The organism is Acinetobacter seifertii (assembly GCF_016064815.1).
Classification (GTDB): Bacteria; Pseudomonadota; Gammaproteobacteria; order Pseudomonadales; family Moraxellaceae; genus Acinetobacter; species Acinetobacter seifertii.
This window is the reverse complement of record NZ_CP065820.1, coordinates 2,916,525-2,932,748: the sequence shown is the minus strand read 5'-3', so window position 1 is coordinate 2,932,748 and position 16,224 is coordinate 2,916,525. Positions and strand designations below refer to the sequence as shown.

Sequence of the window (16,224 nt, the reverse complement as noted above, 5' to 3'; positions counted from 1 at the left end):
ACAGGAGCAAACATTGGTGCTGCAAATAGATAAAGAATTAAAGAAAATTTTCACTGAAGATATTGTGTTTAACGATGCAAAAAAGCACCTACAGTCTTTTGTTAAAAGCTCAGAAAATTTAGTATTAATTTATGATGATATTGGCGAAAAAGAGTTAGATACTTTGGGTGGTTTAGGTGATATCACCTTAAAAATTGAAGCAATTGTATATCAGTATAATGTATTATTGGGGTATAGCACAGTTCGTGTTTATTTATCATTAGGTGATTGTTTTGTTGATAAAGCTACAGGTACAGTTTCTTCAAAATTAGGGAATTTAATTTTATATTATAGTATGGAGAGTGTAGGTGAAGGGGAAATATTTGCTTATTCTTCAGATCTTATCTATCAATATTTGTAATTCAAAAATTTAATGTGTTTTGCATGGATGTTTTTATTAGTCATATGAATATTTAATTTTAGTATGAAATATTGATTAAGCATAGTAGAGAATATTAATTAATTGAATTTATGAATAGATTTTTTTGTTGAAAATAATTGAAAAGACGATAATAAGATACATGAGGTAAGAATATGATACAAAGCGATATTTTTGATGCAATTAAAAATATTGATGAAGTTCGGAAAATAGATGATCTTTATTTAGTTGTAGATGAAAATTCAAATTCTGAAGACCCAGTCGAAACTATAATATTTGAAATTAATAAAAAGTTTTGGGTTATTACAGTTAATCATAATTTTGATGAAATTGAATTAAAGGTCTACTCTTGCTTACCAGAGAAGACGATTCAACAGCGATGTTCGAATAATTTATCAAGTCTAAAAGGATTAGAAATTGGAACAATGTTCGCTATAGTCAATGAAAGAGGATATACAGATGGCATTAAGCTTATGCTTTACGATCATTCATTGAAAGAATCTAAGACGAATCCATTTTTTGCTGTATTAACGATTGTTGCTTTGGCTTCTGGATTGCAATATGAGTTAAGAGAATCAGGAGTTGATACATATCTGATTTAGTTCATGCATGTATCCATAAAAATTATTCAATATTAGGTATATATGATAAGATATTTAACAAATATATCTGAAAATTGGGGCAATCGGAAATTGTTTGAACTAAACTTATGTAAGTACATTTATGAAGAAGAAAAAAAAGAAATTATTGATGAAATTTATTTTGAAAAAATATGCGTTGATAATAATAAAGTTGTAGTAAGTAATTTTAATGATTTGCAACAGGTTGAAAAGTCTTTGGAGATTTTTAATAGTTATCTTGGAAAAAATAATTATTGCTATTGTTATATAATGATTGAATCTCGGCATAAGCTCACTACAGAATTAAAAGAAAATAATATAGCAAATCGTTTAATTCTTTCGGAAAACTTTACTTTTAATGGTGAAGAACTCTCTATTGAATTTGATCCAGATTTTGATCTTATAGCAAAAAACAACTTAGAAGATTTTGAAAAATTTAAAGAGAAAGAAGAGCTATTGATTCGTCTTTCAAATGAAACTATAGGGAAAAAGAGATGGCTAAATTTTACAAAGCTAGAAAAAAAATGCTGGTTAGATTTTGCTTATTTTAGAATGAACGAAAGAGGGGAACCTTTATCATTAAATATAACAGTTGATGGTAAATACCTACTGTGTGAAGAAGATGTGTATTGTTATTTTGGAGAGGAGGTTTATGGGGTATTAGGATACTTAGGTTATAACTTTAATGCATTTGCTGATGTACTGTGGGATTTGCCTTTAAAAGTTAAATGGATAAATTTTCAGTACTCTAAAGATAATTTTGAGTCGAAAGAAGATTTTTCTGATTTAGATGATTTTATTGAAGTTTTAAAAAAATACTCGTCATTAGAAATTTCATATTAGTAACCAATCAAAATTTAAAAATAAAGCAGAGATAGAGGAAAATATTATATGAGTTCTGAACTTACAGAAGAGTATATTTTTTATATTGAAATAAGTGAATTTAGTGAGTTTGATGATGATGTAACTATTTGGAGCGGATATCTTTCAGAAAATTGTGTAATCACTGATACTCAAGTTGTTTTTCATGGTTTTTTTGGTGAGGGTGAAATAAATAAAGATAAAAAAAGTAAAAAATATAAGTATGATATCTATGGCATTAATTTATTCTTCTTAAAAGAAAATAACGAATATTTCGGTGTTTTAGGTTCTAGTATTGAATCTTTTGAAGTGAAAGATAATAAATTGATATTAAATTTATGCGAAGAGGAGACTTATTTTGATGAGTTTAAATTTGATTTAATTAAGAAATATCGAAAAAATCAGCTTAAATTACAAGATTGGTGCAATTTAAACGAAGAACAGAAAAAGAAGTGGATGAAAGTTTCGAATTGGATTCAACAGTACAAGCCTACAAACTTAGTAAGTTCAATAGTTATAGATGGTAGAAATATTAAGTCCTTTAATGATTTCTTATGCTGTATAGGTGAGGAAGTGAATGGATTGATGGGCTACTTTGGTTCTAGTTTTGGTGGTTTGTCTGATAGTCTCACTGGTGGGATTGGTTGTATAACTATACCTTTGAACATTACTTGGAAGTACTTTGAAGAAACCAAGTATTCTTTTAATAACTATGATAACCCTGATGATTTTGAGTACTTGATTGAGCTTTTAAATGAGAAAGCTACTTTAAATATTACGTAAAGCTAGATTGAAGGTATTGGATATAATATGGATGCTAAAACATTAATTAATAGCTATTTGAATTCTGCAGTTACTCTCTTAAGTGAGTGTGATATAACATTCAAAGATTTCGATTATGATGCTATTGATATTACTAAAAGAAGATTAAATGGTTGTATAGTTAGTAAAGATAGAGAAGATGCTTTATATTGGTATTGGAATTATATTGATGAACGAAAAGCTCCTATGGAATTCTATAATAAAGATATCTTAAGAGTAAGATTGGGTATTTGTTTGCTAGCTAAAGATATAGACCAAGTTGAAGATTTTAATGAGCATGTTTCTTGGTTTGTAACCTTAATGAAAAATTATGGAGTTAGTGATGATAAACTTCAAATTTTAACCAATTTATATTTAAAAAAATGAGTAAATACATCAGTTTCTAAATCTATGATCAAAGTGAAGGGTATTTGAAATTCACATGAATATGTCCTATAGATTTAACTTTGAATATAGCAAAGTAAATATAATTTATTTTATTTGTGCTTAAAAACTGATCTTTATTGTTATTTTAATAATACAATCTTAGGGTTATAAAATGCTTACTTATGAGTGTTCCGAATTTAAACTATTGGTTATGCATGAATTGGATAATTTTAATGTGGCTGAGCAAAATATAGACTTTAATGTTACTGTAGATAATATTAAATATGCTGGAACAGCAGTAACGCTTAAAAATATTGAATATTTAATGGAAAAATTTAGAACAAGTGGTGATTGTCATTTTGGTCGTTATTTTTTGCAATCTAACATGCTAATTTTAGAGGAAATGACGATTGATTGTTTGCGTGATGCATTATTAGATATTGTTAAAGATAAGACACTAAATACTCTTGATGATATGTTTTATAGAATCAATTGTGATAGTTGAAATTGGAGTAAATAGATTGTTAATATAAGGAAATATGAAATGAATAATATTTTCATTGAAAGCATTTCAATAGAAAAGTTAAAAAAGCTTCTTAATGAAAATAATGCTCATGATTTAGATATATTTGAAGATGTTAATTCTCTAGTTTTTAAATTAGATAGTATTAGTCTAGAAACTGATCTATATGAAGTATTGGTCTATGTTTGTAAGATAGATATTTTATCAATGCATAATTTGAAAATAGCCTATTACAAGAATATTTTTGATATGGACTATAATATTATTGACGATTTTTTCGTTACTCTAATCGATTGATCTATAACTATATTCATCAAAATGACATCGATTGGTCATATAAATGAAATCCTGCTGTACAAAAATAATGCAATTTATTGGGGTAAATTCCAGTCATGCAGAAAAAATCTTATAAAGTTCTAAGTTTGGTATTTCTTGTTGCGAGCATGATGGCTATAACTGCTTGCAATGATAGTAATGAACAGCAATCTACGGCAGTTTCTCCAACACCTACAGATACCCGTGACCAGCGTTTTCTTACAGTCAAAACCAATGATGTAATTCAAGTTACGATTGCTGATTTGATCCCAACGCAGGGTGCAATTGGTTATGATCAAATTTATTATAAATTAGGGCGTTGGCAAGGTGATTTGCAGCGCCCAACTTGGCAAGCAGATCCAGTCAATCAATTAGTTTATTTAAATAAAACCATTGGTAAGAAGTTTAGCGATTATTGTGAAGCGATTGGTGCAAAAGGTCGTGATGATTTTACAAGTCTGCAAGACCTACAAAAGGCCAATTTAAAACAATTGGAGACATTTAACTGTCAAGAACAGCCGGGCACTGAAACAGCTGATTTGAAAACAGTTGTTGTTGGTTATGATGGGCGCCTTTATTTGACCGATGGTCATCATACAATGACCGAATTCCGTGAGCTGCCTGATGGCGGTGGTCAACTTAAAGTATGGGTGAAAGTTGTTGGGAATTATAGTGATAGTAAAACTGCGGATGAGTTTTGGGCGAAAATGCTTGCCAATGGCCAAGCATGGTTAAGAGATGGAAAAAACCAACCGATTTCATATCAACAATTACCTAAAAACTTAGGCCTGAAATCTGCAACTAACCCTGACGGTATGCAAAATAATCCATATCGTTCACTGGTCTATTTCACACGTGATATTGGTTATAGCAAAGTTGCTAATGCAACGGACTATACTGAGTTTTTATGGGAAGATTGGTTTAACAAGCAAATCGCTAATAATCTGGTTCATCCTTTAAGTTTTTATCATACCGATGCGAGTGTGTATGGTGCTGCAGATGTATTGGCAACTACTGAAATAAAAAGTGACTTAACTGTATCGGGCAGTGTAACAGGCTATCAGGCAGCGGTTGCTGATTATTCCTTACTGATGGGAAGTACCAAACCGACTGATATTATTTATGGTACTTCAACTGCCGCAGATTTGGGCGCATTACAGCTTATGAAAAATGCCGCTAAAGGTTCTGTTACGGCGATTTCAATTTCTAATCTTGCAGATTTGACCCGTGACGAAATTAAGAAAGATAAAACACCGCGTACAGGTGGAAGTATTTGGTATGCGGTAAACTACAAGTTATGTGGAAAACCGGCTACAGGAACGTGCTGGGGTTGGTAATTCACGAATATTTAATAAGAAAGGGGTGAGTAAATTCACTCCTTTTTTGTATGGATAAATCATTAGCGTTTGATCAGAATAGAATTAATTATTTAAAAATAAAAAAATATAACTTGCTCTCACTTAAATCCTAAACACCTCACCTTGCACACGTTATTAAGATTTTTTCTATTTTTATAAACCTCAAATTAACAATAACTTGTCAATTATTTATCCTTACTTTTTAATGATCTAATTTAAAACAAATGTCATTTTGTGTGCTTGACTGTAAGAGGGTTGGGCACTATTCTTTGCCTGCTGGCCACATTGCCAGTCGGTCGTCGCAGACCGGGAAAACAAAGTCGATATGCAAAATGCTTATTTTGTGTGTCGGGAACTCGTTCGCCCCCTTTTTCTCTACGGTAGGGCGGAAGGGGGACACCTTCGGGTGTGCTGGTTCCTTTGTTTCCAGTCTGCGAACCCCCTTTCGTTCTGCCACCATAATTTTAATGTCTTGGCAGAACTCCCTATAAAAAGGAGTTGGCTTTGCACATCCATTATTTCTTGGCAGCCTTTGCCAAAAGCTATAACGACACAACTTAAATCATCTTTAAACAGTTTGTTGGCCTTTAAGGTTCTCAGGCTTTAAGTCATTACGGCTCAAAAAATTGTATCAACAATAAAACTTGAGATGTGCCAAGCACAGTCTTTATGGCTTTGCTGTGCCTTTTTTTCTCCCAAAAAGGGCACAGGCTTTTTTCTCGTTTAGAAACAACAAGAATTTATAACGGTAAAACTATGTCAAATGATTTAGAAATCTCTTCCAAAAAATTACACATTATTCGAACAGCTATTGGTCTATTTACAATCTACGGGTTTCATACAGCAGGTGTAGACCTGATTACCAAAGAGTGCGACGTTCCAAAAGCTACGCTATATAACTATTTTCGCTCAAAAGAAGGTTTGATTGAAATGTGCATTGCCTTTCAAAAAAGCCTGCTTAAAGAAGAGGTGCTCGCCATTATTTACTCAAGTCATTACCGCACACCAACTGATAAAATCAAAGAAATTGTAGTTTTACATGTCAATTACAACAGTCTGTATCACTTATTACTTAAAGCTTTTTTTGAAATTAAAGTGACTTACCCTCAGGCTTACCGTATGGCAATTGAGTATAGAAAATGGCTGACTAGAGAACTTTTTGATTTGGTATTTTCTCTAGAAACTCGTGATTTAAGACCAAGTGCTGACATGGTTTTAAACTTAATAGATGGCTTAATGTTTGAGTTTTTAAGTACAAATAATTTGGACGAAAGAGATAAGGTTGTGGAGCGGTTTTTTAATACTTTGCGTTAAATTACATCTAAGTTCTATGCGTGGATGTGACAAACAACAGAATTTATCATTTTATAAATTTCAGCATAAATATTGGATAATGATTTAATTAATTTCTTTGTTAATGTTATGCAAGTAAATGCGATAAATATAGATCATTAAAGGCGTTACATCTTTAATGATCTTTTATGAATGAAGGATCAATTTATAAGTCAACCAGTAATTTCTTTGATAAGTGTATGATTAGATCTAATTCTTCGTCATTCATGCTCATTGAGCATCGAATTTTATCTGGAATATCAATAATCTGTTCTTTTAAATCAGCTGCCTTTTGTGTAAGGACAACTTTTTTCATTCTTTCATCTTCAGGTACGGGTATTCTCTTTAAAAAGTCGTTTGCTTCTAATTTTTGGACTAAAGGTGTGAGCGTACCTGCATCTATTAAAGTATTCTCACTTAACTCTTTAAGTGAAATATTATCCTTATCGTATAAGCTCAATAAAACAATAAATTGAGGGTAAGTTAAATCGAACTCTTTAAGATAAGGGCGGTATTTACGAGTCAATGCATTCGCAACTGTGTATAGCGAAAAACAAAGCTGACTATCTAAAGTACGGTTTTTATTCATATTGTGAAAAATGATTTCAGGCTTCAAGTAGTTAGTATAAAAAATATTTGACTTAATTAATAATGTATGCAAATAATAATTATACAAATAGTTTGATATCAAATTATTTGAGATAAAACTAAATTATCTCTATTTAAAAATAGGTTTGATATAAGAAAACTATCTCTTTCAATAGCTAAATGTTGCTCGCGGTAGTTGTATCAAGTCAGGCAATTAGTACTTCTAGTTGACGGTAGAGATAAATAAGTTTTTGAAAACTCTAACGAGTTGAGGGTAAATTTGTTACGCCTTCTTAAAAAACATCAACATGAAATTTAGTGTTGATATTCCTAGGTTGTAGGTTAGCAATTTGCAGCTTATAGCTTTCAATTGAATGAATTAAAAGTGATAACTTCTATTTAGGAGCATAAAATGGGCTATGTAACTACAAAAGATAATGTAGAAATTTTTTATAAAGATTGGGGGCCGAAAGATGCTCCTGTTATTTTCTTCCATCATGGCTGGCCACTAAGCTCAGATGATTGGGATGCACAATTACTTTTCTTTCTTAAAGAAGGTTTCCGCGTCGTTGCTCATGATCGACGTGGTCACGGTCGATCATCTCAAGTTTGGGATGGTCATGATATGGACCATTATGCTTCTGATGTTGCCGCAGTAGTTGATCATCTCGGTGTTCATGGAGCAGTGCACGTTGGCCATTCTACAGGAGGGGGAGAAGTAGCACATTATGTTGCTAATTATCAAAATGATCCAGTTGCTAAAGCTGTGCTTATTAGTGCAGTTCCTCCGCTAATGGTTAAAACTGAGAATAATCCAAATGGTTTACCAAAAGAGGTTTTTGACGATCTTCAAAATCAACTTTTTAAAAATCGTTCTCAGTTTTATTACGATGTGCCAGCAGGTCCTTTCTATGGGTACAACCGTCCAGGTGCAAAAGTATCAGAGCCAGTTATCTTAAATTGGTGGCGCCAAGGAATGATGGGTGGAGCTAAAGCTCATTATGATGGAATTGTTGCGTTTTCTCAGACTGATTTCACCGAAGATTTAAAGAAAATTAAGATTCCTGTTCTTGTTATGCATGGTGAAGATGATCAAATTGTTCCTATTGAAATTTCGGGTAAATTATCTGCAGAGCTTGTTCAAAATGGTAAGTTAATTACTTATCCAGGATTCCCTCATGGAATGCCGACTACTGAAGCAGAAACAATTAATAAAGATCTGTTGGAATTCATTAGATCTTAGTTTTAATAAGAAAGACAGACAAAGATATTTGTCTGTCTTTCTCAGAGATTTTAAAAACTATTATTTATTTTCAGATTTTAATTTTAATTCATTCAGACTGAGCTAAGTTACGTTCACGGCAAGATAATTCATAATAATTACCTTTTGGTAGAGAACGAATTTTAAAGCCATAGTAAGTACTATCGGTTTCTATTGGAGTAATATTACATTGATTCTTTTTTGCAAATTTCTCAATCAATTTCAAATTAGAAGTTTGCTTAAATACAGCTCCCCAACCTTCACTCACACAACAGCCAACATATTCAGACATATATTCATCTGAAATGAGTACAACATTTTGTCCCATAAACTCATAAGGCTTTTTGAGTTTGTATATATCGTTATAGTCTGCTCGTGAAATATTAGGTTTTTTTGCTAAAAAGCCTTTTTGTTTGAGTATTTGGAACTTTAGGAAATCCTGCGGTCCAGTACCAAGTCCTCTATAAACCGAATTATTATCTTCTGCAAAGCTATACGAGCTAAACATACTGACTAAACTTAAAAATAATATTTTTCTCATTTTAAATTTCAAAAGTTATATAAGGCCGTAATTCTTTCATATCTAATAAGTAGCGTAAAGTAAGTAGCTGATTTTGAATTTCTCTAACTGACTTCGTAGGTATATACAGCTCATTTGAGTGACTATTTATATGATTCTTATGATTAACTATTCATAAAATAATAAGTAGGTTACTTAAAAGTTTTAATTTAATTGATTAGATTTTTGCTCTTAGATTAATTTAGAAGCTCATTTGATAGCCTTTTTGTATATAATATGTATTCTTTGTATTTTAGTTATCTTTATAGAGTAAACATGAAAAAAATATTAATCATTACTATGGCGAGTTCTTTTGGTTTAATCGCATGTTCAACCACTGAAACATCAAGAACGATACAAAGTCCTCAAGTAACAGCAGCTACTTCTGCAATTAAATATAATGGGGTAAAAGCTCCTGTTTCCATTGGTAAGTTTGATAACCGCTCTAGTTATATGAGAGGAGTTTTCTCAGATAATGTAGACCGTTTAGGTGGCCAAGCGAAAACGATTCTTGAGACACATTTACAGCAAACTGGTTATTTCTCAGTTTTAAATCGCGACAATTTATCTGAAATTAAACAAGAAGTAGGTTATAGCAATACTGCTCAATCTATTAAAGGTGCTCGTTATGTGATTACTGGCGATGTATCTGAGTTTGGCCGTAAAGAAGTTGGTGATCAGCAACTATTTGGTATTTTAGGCCGCGGTAAACAGCAAGTTGCTTATGCAAAAGTTAATTTAAATATTATTGATGTAAAAACTTCAGAAGTTGTGCACTCAGTACAAGGTGCTGGTGAATATGCATTAGGCGCACGTGAAGTTTTAGGCTTTGGTTCTACTGCCTCTTATGATTCTACTTTAAATGGTAAAGTGCTCGATTTAGCTGTTCGTGAAGCAGTAAATAATCTTGTAACAGATATTCAAAATAACCGTTGGTCAATTCAATAATTTTGGATATGTGTTAGATGAAAAAAATTGTTTTAAGTAGTGTTCTTGCTTTGGGATTGGTGGGCTGTGCCACTGGTCCTCAATCTTTATATAATTGGGGAAGTTATCCGCATCAAACTTATTTGATGTATACCGCACCTGAAAAAGCGACACCAAGTGCACAAATAACGACATTAGAAGCTGAGATTCAAAAAACTAAAGGTAAGGGCCTAGCTGTTCCGCCGGGGTTATATGCGCATTTAGGGTTATTGTATTTACAAGAAGATAATTCTCAAAAAGCAATCGAGTATTTCCAGCTTGAACGTCAAGTCTATCCAGAGTCTACAGTTTTAATGGATCGCTTATTGCAAAAAATGAATGCGAATGGTGGGAATACAAAATCATGATTAAGAAGTTGCTAATTGCTGGTTTGGTTATTTCTAGCATTACATTTACTGGATGTGCAGTTACTCCAGCACCGAATAAAGACATAACCGCTTATAAAGCTCATATGCCAAAGTCAATTTTGGTATTGCCACCAGTCAATGATTCACCGGATGTAAAAGCGACTTACAGTTATTGGCCAACCGTAATCGCACCTGTAGCAGAAGCTGGCTATTATGTTTTTCCCATCTCTGTTGTAGACAACATGTTTAAAGAGAATGGTGTCACCAATGGCAGTGATGCGCAGTCTATTGCTCCTCAAAAATTACAAGAGATTTTTGGTGCAGATGCCGCTTTATACATTCGAATTAAAGAATATGGCTCTAAATATCAAGTGATCCAAAGTGTTGCTACAGTAAGTGCAGATGCAAAACTTGTAGATTTAAAAACAGGCGATGTGATTTGGACTGGTGAGAAAAAATTATCCCAATCAAGTAGTGATAATAACTCTGGTTTACTTGGTGCTGTAGTCGGTGCTTTGGTTGAACAGATCTCTAGCAACTTTAATGATCGCGCTTATCCAATAGCAAGTATGGTAAATGCTCAACTGTTTACCCCGACTCCTTATAGTCCGGGTACAGGCTTATTATATGGCCCACGCTCACCTCAGTACCAACAGGATGGAATTGCGAAGTAAATTAAAATCTAAATTTAGGTTTTAATTTATTAGACAAGTTGCTTCATATCTTTATGATTTGGAGCACTTTATAAAATTTGAGTTTAAGCAGGAGAGTCAGTTGAAAATTGATTTTACCTGCTTAATTCAATTGAAATTAGTTTATTTCTTTACTTTAAAACGGTATTTGCATTTTAGGCAGCGGTAGTCCTGAAATATATTTTTATCGATCATTACACCTGCTTTTTTACCAAAAATATTACCCACTACACCGCCAGTAATACCTGCACTGATTGCACCGACAAATGTGCCTACAGTACCGCCAACAATTACACCTAATGGTCCCGCTACAGTACCAATCGCTGCTCCTATAGAAGCACCTGTTGCAGCACCACCTACGGTACCCGCTGTAGTCCCTGCAGCTGTTAGTAAAACACCGCCAGTGGTTTTAAGTAGTTTGTCATGGTCACGTGTTTCAATTTCTGTAGAACCACACTTTGGGCATTGCAGCGTTTTTTCCATAAAATTTTTCCTGTCTTTCATCATTAAGCGACGCAGTGAATGGAGCAAAATCAGTAAAGTGGATAAAAGAGCTATTTATGAAGCGTCTTTTCCTGATTGATGATCGCGATATATCTGGTCAGCCACGATTTTAGCTGAACATTGACACAAATATTTATAGATCATGTAAACACTTGTACCTTAATAATCATCTCTTAAAAATGTCTTAAGCACTATTTTTAAATGGATAGCATATAACTAAAAACTACTAAGTGATGGATGATTGATCAGACGAGATGCAGATATTTGGTCTGATCAGATTTGTAAAGAGGTGAGACTTGTTTACAGCCGCTTAAAACAATAAAGGCTTATTCTGTTTGAATAAGCCTTTTAGAACGTTCAGAGTGATTTATCTAACCTTAAAACTTTATATAAACCAAGCATTAAAGTAATCCAGATTGGAATTAAAATTACTGATTCTTTAAAGCCTTGAGTCCACATAATGTATAAAATCATGCCGATAAAAATGAGCACGACATAGTTACTCAAAGGCGAAAATAGAGCAGGGAATTTGGCAACTTTTCCATCTAGTTTCATAGCTTGCTTAAACTTTAAATGGGTAAAGCTAATAATCGCCCAGTTCAAAACCAAAGCTGCAACAGCCATATACATAAGATGGCTTAAAGCTTCTTCGGGTACAAAGTAGTTGAGTAAAACACACCCAAAAATCAGGATAGAAGAGAAGACGACAGCAGCTGTGGGTACACCTTGTTTGCTTACTTTGGCAAAGACTTTAGGGGCATTGCCTTGTACTGCCAGTCCATACAACATTCGGCTGTTGGCATACATGCCGCTGTTATAAACTGAAAGTGCAGCAGTCAAAATAATAAAGTTAAGTAAATGTGCCGCCCAACCAATGCCAAGCTGACTAAAAATCATGACAAAGGGGCTTTTATCTAAACCACCAAGGTCCAGTTGGTTCCATGGAATAAGCGACATAATAATTGCGAGCGAGGCCACGTAAAAAACCAAAATTCGAAAAATAACTTGGTTGATCGCTTGTGGAATACTTTTTTCAGGATTTTCTGCTTCAGCAGCGGTCATTCCAATCAGTTCAATACCGCCAAATGCAAACATTAAAAAGGCGAGCATATAGAACAAACCCGAAAAGCCATGCGGGAAAAATCCGCCATGCTGCCACAGGTTTGAAAAGCTCGCTATAGAATCATTGCCTGCTGTAAGCAATAAATATAAGCCAAACACAATCATTGAAATGACTGCGGTAACTTTAATAATGGCTAACCAAAATTCAGATTCGCCATAAAATTTAACATTGCCTAAGTTCAAGCACGTGACCAGCACAAAGAAAAATAAAACCGAAACCCATGCTGGGATATGAGGCCACCAATAATGTACATATTTAGCCACGGCGGTAAGCTCAGTCATCGCAACTAAAATGTACACAACCCAATAGTTCCAGCCCGATAAAAAACCGGGAAATCTTCCCCAATACTTTTGTGCAAAGTAGCTAAAAGAGCCAACTACAGGTTCTTCGACAATCATTTCACCCATTTGGCGCATAATTAAAAATGCAACCAAACCAACAATGGCATAACCCAAAATGATTGAAGGACCAGCAGACTGAATGACTTGTGCAGAGCCTAAAAAAAGTCCTGTGCCCACAGCACCACCCATAGCGATTAACTGGATGTGACGATTTTTAAGTCCACGTTTTAATTGGGAAGATGAGTTACTCAAAATACTATGCGCTGTCTAAAAAAGCTGGCGCTATTGTAATGGATTGAATAGGGATAACCTAGTTTGAAAAGCAATATTGCCTTTATATAAAAAGATTCGCACAAAACTGTACGAATCTTTTTAGAAAATGATGTTTTTATAAATTAGAAAGATACCATTTTGCCCGGGTTAATCATTGCACCGATGCCATACATACTTTTTGCGAGTGGAATAACGACAGGGGCAAGCGTACGGCCAAAAATAATATTTTGATGGTCAATTTTAGATAACATTTCAAAGTCATTAGATTGCCCAACAAAGTCATTTGCAATGGCTTTACCAATACGTACTGTCTGTGCCACGCCGTGACCGCTCCAGCCGTGAACTGCATAAATCGGGAATTTATTGCCGAATTTACGACTGTCGACTGCACCATTAACGGTTAAATCAGTAGTGCCACTCCAGACAAAATCCATTTCTAGATTTTTAATTTGAGGGAAAACGGTATGAATTCGATGCTCTAGGTAATTTAAAGTTTTCTCTGGCCCCCAGCATGTGCCAGTACCTTGCCCACCAAATAATAAGCGGTTGTTAAACACAGGTCGGTAGTAATCAATCTGGAACTGAGTGTCATAAACCGGATGTCCAAATGGCAGAAGCTCTTTGGTGTCAAACTCTAAAGGAGCGGTGGTCGCGACATAGGTATAAAACGGAATAGTGGTATTGTTCTGTTCAGATAAAAGTTTAAACGAGGCATGGTGTACTGCCAGAACTACAGATTTTTTAGCTTTTACGACAGCATTTGCTGTGTGAACATAAATACCATCTGCTTTTTCTTCTATTGAAATAACTTCTGTTTGTTCATAAACAGTACCGCCGTTTTGGCAAAAACCATAAATTAAACCACGGTTTAGAGCCAACGGATGAATTTGTCCACCTAACTCATCAATTAAACCGCCTGTATAGTAGTCAGATTTAATATAGTCCATAAGTTCGTGTTTACCCACAATACGGGTATGGTCTTCGCCTAAATACTTTCGGGCATCGGCACCTTGTGTTAAGCCAACCAAATGTCCTTCATGAACAGCGGCGGTAATATGCCCGTATTTACGGTCAAAATCGAGTTGGTATTTTTCTGAGATATCATCAATCAGTTGCATCGCTTCAGTAGAGGTAAAATGCCAGAGTTTTTTGGCATCTTCATAGCTTAAGCGATCGGCCATTTCTTGAGCTTCCCAGCGTGCTAAACCGGGAGTAAGTTGTCCACCATTTCGTCCTGAAGCTGCACTACCAATACGGTTTTTTTCTAATAAAACCGTATCTACACCTTGTTCAGCTAAATGTAATGCACTTGATGAACCTAATAAACCACCGCCAATAACCACGACATCACATTCAATGTCGGCATTTAAACTATCAAAAGTATGCCAAGCAGACAGTGAGCTTTCATAGTAGTTGGCTGGGTTATCTACCGACGCATCATTAACCGTGGCTGTATCAAATTTCGCATGTTTGGGATTTAACCAACTCCACTCTTTGCCTACCTGTAGAGATTTACTTGGTTTGTATTCCACATCTTTTAAAAGTTGAGGTTTAGAAATAATTTTCATAGAGAAGTTCCTTAAAAAATTAATAAGCATTACTAATGGCAATACTTTGTTTTTTAATCGTTTTATAAATAAATAGAAGAATGCCTAAAGATAACCAGAAGCATCCAAAAATCAGTGAAGATGAGTCAAGATTGAGCCATAAGCAAATAATGCTAATGACTGATAACAGCGGTAAAAATAGATTTAGAAATTTATTTTTAAAACCTGAGCGCTGTTTATCTTTAATATAAAATTTCATAAAAACTGAGAAGTTGACAGCTGTAAAAGCAACGAGCGCACCAAAACTGATCAGACTAACAACTTGAGCTAAATCTAAGAAAATAGCCGACATTGAAATAAGCCCGACAAATAAAACCGAGAAAAATGGCGTACCTAAAGAGCTATGGATAGTCCCAAAATACTTTTTAGGGAAAATATTGTCAGTTCCCATTATATACAGTAAACGCGAAGCACTGGCATGTGAGGCAAGACCAGAGGCGACTGTGTTCATAATTTGTCCGCATAAGAAGATAGACTGAAACAAAGCACCGCCGACATAAAGCACAATTTCAGGAAGTGCTTCTGAAGGATGGTGAAAACGAATATTGTTTGGAAAATAAAGCTGAATAAACCAAGCGGCTGTGAAGAAAATAAGCCCACCAGTAAGTGTTGTTAACATGACTGCTCGGGGAATATTTTTGGTGGGTTGTTTTGTTTCATTTGAAAGCGTAGTAACTGCATCAAAACCTAAAAATGAAAAACATAAAACCGAAGCGCCAGCAACGAGCGGTAATAGCGATTGTTCGCCATGCCATAGCGGAGCCAAGGTCAGCACGTGTTCGTAGCCTTGAGTCGAGCCAATACCACTAACCACTAAATATACAAAAATGACCATGAGTATGATCGGTGCAAACACAAACACGAGGCTTAGGTTGGCAAGTAATCGAATACGGAAACAGTTGACTAAAGTCACAAGGCCCGCCGCTACCAGCACCCAAAACCAATAAGGCATACTCGGAATGAGTGCAGTAAGATAAATTGCAGCCAGTAACACGTTAATAAGTGGTAATAACAGATAGTCGAGTAGAGAGCACCAGCCAACAAAAAAACCACTTTTAGGCCCTAAACTTTCAGCTGTATAACTATAGGCCGAACCTGATCTTTCTGAGTTTTTACTAAACCTCGCATAGCTCCAAGCAGTAAGCAGCATCGCGCCTAAAGCAAGTAAATATGCGAGTGGCACATGCCCATTGGTAATTCCGGAAACAATACCGAAAGTATCAAAAACCGTCATGGGGGTCATATAGGCAATACCAATAATCGTGACTTGCCATAGCGATAGTTTTTTTAAGGAAGACGCTTTATTTTCCATGTCTTTTCAACCTCA

19 protein-coding genes are annotated in these 16,224 nt (G+C 34.5%); 13 read left to right on the top strand and 6 right to left on the bottom strand.

All coding sequences use genetic code 11. The annotated features are described in order from the left end of the window. The first annotated feature begins 16 nt into the window (after positions 1–16). The 9 genes from I8T81_RS13580 (at position 17) to I8T81_RS13540 (ending at position 6,597) form a co-directional block, all read left to right on the top strand. Positions 17–400, top strand: coding sequence for a hypothetical protein (locus tag I8T81_RS13580; RefSeq protein ID WP_198071449.1), 384 nt, complete (start codon positions 17–19; stop codon positions 398–400). Positions 401–573: 173 nt separating this feature from the next. Then, entirely contained in the window at positions 574–1,020 is a 447-nt protein-coding gene (locus I8T81_RS13575; protein ID WP_077162641.1) for a DUF6334 family protein, read from the top strand. A 90-nt stretch (positions 1,021–1,110) separates the two neighbouring features. Next, positions 1,111–1,881 (top strand): hypothetical protein, encoded by a 771-nt coding sequence (locus I8T81_RS13570; RefSeq protein ID WP_077162689.1) that lies wholly within the window; start codon positions 1,111–1,113, stop codon positions 1,879–1,881. 48 nt (positions 1,882–1,929) lie between these two features. After that, complete coding sequence (locus I8T81_RS13565; RefSeq protein ID WP_077162640.1) at positions 1,930–2,682, top strand: barstar family protein; 753 nt, start codon at positions 1,930–1,932, stop codon at positions 2,680–2,682. Between the two features lie 27 nt (positions 2,683–2,709). Continuing rightward, the gene (locus I8T81_RS13560) at positions 2,710–3,087 is read left to right on the top strand and encodes a hypothetical protein (RefSeq protein WP_198071448.1); all 378 of its coding nucleotides are present in this window, start codon (positions 2,710–2,712) and stop codon (positions 3,085–3,087) included. Positions 3,088–3,259: 172 nt separating this feature from the next. Then, positions 3,260–3,592: a hypothetical protein gene (locus I8T81_RS13555; RefSeq protein WP_077162638.1), complete on the top strand. Its 333-nt coding sequence runs from the start codon at positions 3,260–3,262 to the stop codon at positions 3,590–3,592. A 39-nt stretch (positions 3,593–3,631) separates the two neighbouring features. Further along, positions 3,632–3,907 (top strand): hypothetical protein, encoded by a 276-nt coding sequence (locus tag I8T81_RS13550; protein WP_198071447.1) that lies wholly within the window; start codon positions 3,632–3,634, stop codon positions 3,905–3,907. Between the two features lie 95 nt (positions 3,908–4,002). After that, positions 4,003–5,262, top strand: coding sequence for a ParB/Srx family N-terminal domain-containing protein (locus I8T81_RS13545; protein ID WP_198071446.1), 1,260 nt, complete (start codon positions 4,003–4,005; stop codon positions 5,260–5,262). Positions 5,263–6,039: 777 nt separating this feature from the next. Beyond that, entirely contained in the window at positions 6,040–6,597 is a 558-nt protein-coding gene (locus I8T81_RS13540) for a TetR/AcrR family transcriptional regulator (protein WP_198071445.1), read from the top strand. A gap of 184 nt (positions 6,598–6,781) precedes the next feature. Here I8T81_RS13540 and I8T81_RS13535 read toward each other — a convergent pair whose 3' ends face one another. Continuing rightward, positions 6,782–7,204: a MarR family winged helix-turn-helix transcriptional regulator gene (locus I8T81_RS13535; protein ID WP_004702909.1), complete on the bottom strand. Its 423-nt coding sequence runs from the start codon at positions 7,202–7,204 to the stop codon at positions 6,782–6,784. A 411-nt stretch (positions 7,205–7,615) separates the two neighbouring features. On the opposite strand from I8T81_RS13535, the gene I8T81_RS13530 reads away from it, so the two are divergent. Continuing rightward, positions 7,616–8,446, top strand: a complete 831-nt coding sequence (locus I8T81_RS13530; RefSeq protein WP_004702907.1) for an alpha/beta fold hydrolase — start codon at positions 7,616–7,618, stop codon at positions 8,444–8,446. An 88-nt stretch (positions 8,447–8,534) separates the two neighbouring features. Here I8T81_RS13530 and I8T81_RS13525 read toward each other — a convergent pair whose 3' ends face one another. Continuing rightward, positions 8,535–9,005 (bottom strand): hypothetical protein, encoded by a 471-nt coding sequence (locus I8T81_RS13525; protein WP_198071444.1) that lies wholly within the window; start codon positions 9,003–9,005, stop codon positions 8,535–8,537. Between the two features lie 294 nt (positions 9,006–9,299). Between I8T81_RS13525 and I8T81_RS13520 the strand changes: the two genes are divergently transcribed. Genes I8T81_RS13520 through I8T81_RS13510 form a run of 3 tightly spaced genes read left to right on the top strand, consistent with a single transcriptional unit; the run spans position 9,300 to position 11,031 of the window. Continuing rightward, a complete protein-coding gene (locus tag I8T81_RS13520; protein ID WP_002048002.1) occupies positions 9,300–9,971 on the top strand; it encodes a CsgG/HfaB family protein in 672 nt (223 codons plus the stop codon). Positions 9,972–9,988: 17 nt separating this feature from the next. Continuing rightward, complete coding sequence (locus I8T81_RS13515; protein WP_198071443.1) at positions 9,989–10,357, top strand: DUF4810 domain-containing protein; 369 nt, start codon at positions 9,989–9,991, stop codon at positions 10,355–10,357. Next, the gene (locus I8T81_RS13510) at positions 10,354–11,031 is read left to right on the top strand and encodes a DUF799 domain-containing protein (protein WP_114272002.1); all 678 of its coding nucleotides are present in this window, start codon (positions 10,354–10,356) and stop codon (positions 11,029–11,031) included. The genes I8T81_RS13515 and I8T81_RS13510 overlap by 4 nt, the downstream gene beginning before the upstream one ends. Positions 11,032–11,172: 141 nt before the next feature. Here I8T81_RS13510 and I8T81_RS13505 read toward each other — a convergent pair whose 3' ends face one another. The 4 genes from I8T81_RS13505 to I8T81_RS13490 form a co-directional block, all read right to left on the bottom strand. After that, a complete protein-coding gene (locus I8T81_RS13505) occupies positions 11,173–11,532 on the bottom strand; it encodes a hypothetical protein (protein WP_000416091.1) in 360 nt (119 codons plus the stop codon). A gap of 378 nt (positions 11,533–11,910) precedes the next feature. After that, positions 11,911–13,269 carry an amino acid permease gene (locus tag I8T81_RS13500; protein ID WP_080961340.1) on the bottom strand — a complete coding sequence of 453 codons (1,359 nt, stop codon included), beginning with the start codon at positions 13,267–13,269 and terminating at the stop codon, positions 11,911–11,913. A gap of 143 nt (positions 13,270–13,412) precedes the next feature. Next, positions 13,413–14,858 carry an NAD(P)/FAD-dependent oxidoreductase gene (locus I8T81_RS13495; RefSeq protein ID WP_198071442.1) on the bottom strand — a complete coding sequence of 482 codons (1,446 nt, stop codon included), beginning with the start codon at positions 14,856–14,858 and terminating at the stop codon, positions 13,413–13,415. Positions 14,859–14,877: 19 nt separating this feature from the next. Further along, positions 14,878–16,209, bottom strand: coding sequence for an APC family permease (locus I8T81_RS13490; RefSeq protein ID WP_198071441.1), 1,332 nt, complete (start codon positions 16,207–16,209; stop codon positions 14,878–14,880). Positions 16,210–16,224: the final 15 nt, after the last annotated feature.

Excerpts from the sequence above, each read along its gene's own strand:
- I8T81_RS13525 (WP_198071444.1), bottom strand. The coding sequence starts at position 9,005 with ATGAGAAAAATATTATTTTTAAGTTTAGTCAGTATGTTTAGCTCGTAT.
- I8T81_RS13495 (WP_198071442.1), bottom strand. The coding sequence starts at position 14,858 with ATGAAAATTATTTCTAAACCTCAACTTTTAAAAGATGTGGAATACAAA.
- I8T81_RS13560 (WP_198071448.1), top strand. The coding sequence starts at position 2,710 with ATGGATGCTAAAACATTAATTAATAGCTATTTGAATTCTGCAGTTACT.
- I8T81_RS13535 (WP_004702909.1), bottom strand. The coding sequence starts at position 7,204 with ATGAATAAAAACCGTACTTTAGATAGTCAGCTTTGTTTTTCGCTATAC.
- I8T81_RS13490 (WP_198071441.1), bottom strand. The coding sequence starts at position 16,209 with ATGGAAAATAAAGCGTCTTCCTTAAAAAAACTATCGCTATGGCAAGTC.
- I8T81_RS13575 (WP_077162641.1), top strand. The coding sequence starts at position 574 with ATGATACAAAGCGATATTTTTGATGCAATTAAAAATATTGATGAAGTT.
- I8T81_RS13515 (WP_198071443.1), top strand. The coding sequence starts at position 9,989 with ATGAAAAAAATTGTTTTAAGTAGTGTTCTTGCTTTGGGATTGGTGGGC.
- I8T81_RS13540 (WP_198071445.1), top strand. The coding sequence starts at position 6,040 with ATGTCAAATGATTTAGAAATCTCTTCCAAAAAATTACACATTATTCGA.
- I8T81_RS13565 (WP_077162640.1), top strand. The coding sequence starts at position 1,930 with ATGAGTTCTGAACTTACAGAAGAGTATATTTTTTATATTGAAATAAGT.
- I8T81_RS13545 (WP_198071446.1), top strand. The coding sequence starts at position 4,003 with ATGCAGAAAAAATCTTATAAAGTTCTAAGTTTGGTATTTCTTGTTGCG.
- I8T81_RS13510 (WP_114272002.1), top strand. The coding sequence starts at position 10,354 with ATGATTAAGAAGTTGCTAATTGCTGGTTTGGTTATTTCTAGCATTACA.
- I8T81_RS13520 (WP_002048002.1), top strand. The coding sequence starts at position 9,300 with ATGAAAAAAATATTAATCATTACTATGGCGAGTTCTTTTGGTTTAATC.
- I8T81_RS13505 (WP_000416091.1), bottom strand. The coding sequence starts at position 11,532 with ATGGAAAAAACGCTGCAATGCCCAAAGTGTGGTTCTACAGAAATTGAA.
- I8T81_RS13550 (WP_198071447.1), top strand. The coding sequence starts at position 3,632 with ATGAATAATATTTTCATTGAAAGCATTTCAATAGAAAAGTTAAAAAAG.
- I8T81_RS13530 (WP_004702907.1), top strand. The coding sequence starts at position 7,616 with ATGGGCTATGTAACTACAAAAGATAATGTAGAAATTTTTTATAAAGAT.
- I8T81_RS13555 (WP_077162638.1), top strand. The coding sequence starts at position 3,260 with ATGCTTACTTATGAGTGTTCCGAATTTAAACTATTGGTTATGCATGAA.